The sequence below is a fragment of the Rhizobacter sp. P2_H2 genome (assembly GCF_056403375.1).
The window spans coordinates 1-3,078 of the sequence record NZ_JBFUFP010000665.1 but is presented as its reverse complement, the minus strand read 5'-3'; the positions used below and the strand labels follow the sequence as shown (position 1 = coordinate 3,078).

Sequence of the window (3,078 nt, the reverse complement as noted above, 5' to 3'; positions counted from 1 at the left end):
AACTACCACCGGCAACTCGCCACCCGTCAGGCCATCCCGGCCTGACTCACACCAACCGGCCTCCTCGAAAGCCGGGGCGATTCAGTATGGTCTTGGGACCCTTTGACGTGCTGTACGCCACCACTGGGGTTCGGCGACGGGAGTGCGCCCCTTCGAATTGCCGAATTCTCGAAGTCGCCTGCAGCCCATCCAGCACCGGCATTTGCGGGTCCATCAGGATGACGCCAAAGCTCCGTTCGCAGGCAAGGTGGACCGCTTCAGCACCGTCCGAAGGGAGCAGGGCCGAGATGCCGCATTGTTCGAGCAGTTCAGAGGCCTTCATGAGATGGCTGGGGTTGTCGTCCACCACCATGACAGTCAGGCCGCCGTTCACGTCGAACGGCTGCTGCGGCGCATGGAGGAATGCGCTCTTCTTCCCTGGAGTTGGCTCGAAGGCCCACTGGGGGTGAAACCAGCATTTCAAGCCTCTCAGGAAGCCGCCTGAGCCCGGAGCGTCTCGAAGAAAACTGTTCACCTGAGCCTCGCAACTTGAACACCGACGTAGCAGCGTTGCATCTAGGAGGAGCCAAGTCTGTGCGCTGTCCCACGTGCTGTCAGCTCCTCAAGCAAGTCCCTTCGAGCGCTCGAGGCGCTGGTGGGCAGGCAACAGACGGGTGGCCTCCTCGCTTACAGCGTCTAGCGAGCGTGTCCTGCTTTTCCATCGCTCCGAAGCGCCCAGAATGTATCCGTGCGTCCGGCGCGTTGTCGGTGCCTCCGTCTTCGGGTCAAATCATGAACTGCTCTCATGACCTTCGGTACCAGTCGCTCTGGTTGTATGGCCGTGCGCTTGTGTTTCCTTGCGACATTGAAGGGCATGTTGAGTTGGACGCGCTCAGCGCGCGAGGCCTCGAGAACTATCTGTACGCGCGCGCCATGGTCGGGCGCGAGTTCGCGTTCCCGTCGGTGACGCCGAACGTACAACATTGAGCTTGGCCCGGTACGTGACGGCCCCGCCACTTGCGTCGCGGCGCTCGACAGCGCCCTTCCTCGTCTTGCGGCGCTAGCTGGTAGCTCGCCAGACGTTATGACGCTGTTAGGCTCGGCGCCGGACCGGGTACGCTCCGGCTTCCTGATGCACTTAATGGCGCAACTCGTCGCGTTTCTCGGCCAGGAAGGTATGCATCATGAAATCTGCTCCCACTCGGCGTGGTGCTGCCGAACRGATGATCAGGAGCCTGCGCGCAACTCACCCTTACGGGCGGCGCTCCCGGAAACTGTGCGCGAGCGAACATAGACGAAAGCTGACATCAATCAGCCCAGGGCGGTCCGTTCCCCCTGTATGTGCGCCATCGCACATACACGCGAACGGCGTTGGTTGATCCTGGAGTCATGGGCCTCGTTTCGCCAGAAGCAGCACTCAAAATTGACGTCGTTTGGCAAGCACTGCGTCGACGGCTCTTGCATGACCCTGACTTTGCGCTTCTGCTGCGCGCGATCGATGAGGCAAATTTCTTGCTGACCGTTGCCATCGAGACATGTAACGGCGTGGAACTGGATTCGCGGTTTCACGAGGGCAGCGATGCAAACTTGGCTTATGGCAAAGATGCACTGCCGCTGCCAAGCAGCGTAGATTGCTGAAGCGGGGATGTAGCGAGGCCGCAAGTAGTTGATTATTAATGTGATCAGGGGATTGCAAATCCGTTGAGGCCAGTCCGCTGTTGGTGGCGAGCCACTGCTGACGGTGCCAGGTCGAGAGACCTAGTTCAGGCCCGGCGCCGACGTTCATGCTGGTGCAGCGACCGGCGCACATCGACCCACCGGCGACATTGGTCCGGCTCGGATCGAGCGTCGGAGACCTGACATTCATGAGGCACGGTCGGGGCTTCGAATTTCAACCAGAGTTGCCGGTCGGAAACTCAACTGAGGCGCCGCGAATCTGATCATCGTGCCGTGTACCGATGAGGATGCGATGAGGCCTGTCAGCTTATTCATACCTTCGCGTTTTTCCCTTCTCCTGCTCCATTTCACGGATCAGAAAATAGTTCAATGTTGTTCGAAGGACGGCGATAGCGCCATGGTGTCGCCGGTGCTGGCAAATTTCGCGTTTTGATCCATGGTGTCGCTCGCGTAGTGAGGAATCTGGCTTTTCTGCAACTTCCTCCAAGTTGAAGACTGAGGGGCCACCTGTCCCCAGGTGGCCCAAGTCCAAGTTTTTGTCTGAACCTACTTCTTCACGTTCTTTTGTGCCATGTCATAGCTTTCAAACAACGCCCCATATGCGGGTTCGACGTGGTCGACAAAGACCTTGGCGAATTCCATTGCTTCTGGGCGATTCCAAGTGTGCATCACCTCTGTAATCACCGCGAATGTGTCAGTTGGCATTGCGCCCGCCTGCGTGACCCGGGCAATTGAGATGTCGGTTGCCATCTTCGACCAATTGCCCGAGGCATCCACAATGCAGAACACTTTGTATCCCTGTGCGAGAGCGCTGAGTGCAGGAAATACCATGCAAATGCTCGTGAGCGTGCCTGCGATGAGCAATGTCTTCCGCTTGGTCTTCTCGACGGCTTCGACAAAGGGGCGGTGATCCCACGCGTTGATCGGGCCTTCGCGCGGAACGTACACCACATCGGGGTTGCTCAGAAGGATATCGGGAATGATCGGACCATTGGGACCACCGGGAACTGATGCCGTTGCGACGGTCGGGATCTTCGCGATCTTCGCGATCTTCGCTGCCTTCGCAAGAGCAACTACGTTGTTGCGGAGTTCCCGGTACTCCATATCACGGACCAACTGGAACAAGCCGCTCTGATGATCTATCAGCAGCAATACAGCATCGTTTGGGTCAATCATCCATTTGTTTGTCATGTCATTTCCTTTGGTTTTGGAACTGGATGCACCGCCTGCAGCGGCGTCTTTGTTTGCGGCTGTCGCCGACGCGGTCAGCAATGTCGCTGCGCCAACTGCAGCGCCGCTAACAAGCATCTCTCTACGCTTCATGTGTTTCTCCGTGGGGATTGAATGTGCTGCCTTCGGCAGCGGGGATCGTGCGATTCCAGCGCACGAAGACGTCGTCGGCAGCCGGGACCTTGGTCATGG

The 3,078-nt window shown here is 58.4% G+C and carries 3 protein-coding genes; 1 reads left to right on the top strand and 2 read right to left on the bottom strand.

The window, feature by feature from the left end; all coding sequences use genetic code 11:
* Window positions 1-46: 46 nt before the first annotated feature.
* Window positions 47-514 carry a response regulator gene (locus AC1D15_RS24360; RefSeq protein ID WP_477827995.1) on the bottom strand — a complete coding sequence of 156 codons (468 nt, stop codon included), beginning with the start codon at window positions 512-514 and terminating at the stop codon, window positions 47-49.
* 854 nt (window positions 515-1,368) lie between these two features.
* On the opposite strand from AC1D15_RS24360, the gene AC1D15_RS24355 reads away from it, so the two are divergent.
* Window positions 1,369-1,617: a hypothetical protein gene (locus AC1D15_RS24355; protein WP_477827994.1), complete on the top strand. Its 249-nt coding sequence runs from the start codon at window positions 1,369-1,371 to the stop codon at window positions 1,615-1,617.
* A gap of 585 nt (window positions 1,618-2,202) precedes the next feature.
* Here the strand turns inward: AC1D15_RS24355 and AC1D15_RS24350 are convergent.
* Window positions 2,203-2,847, bottom strand: a complete 645-nt coding sequence (locus AC1D15_RS24350) for an isochorismatase family protein (RefSeq protein ID WP_477827996.1) — start codon at window positions 2,845-2,847, stop codon at window positions 2,203-2,205.
* Between the last annotated feature and the right edge of the window lie 231 nt (window positions 2,848-3,078).

Excerpts from the sequence above, each read along its gene's own strand:
- AC1D15_RS24355 (WP_477827994.1), top strand. The coding sequence starts at position 1,369 with ATGGGCCTCGTTTCGCCAGAAGCAGCACTCAAAATTGACGTCGTTTGG.
- AC1D15_RS24350 (WP_477827996.1), bottom strand. The coding sequence starts at position 2,847 with ATGACAAACAAATGGATGATTGACCCAAACGATGCTGTATTGCTGCTG.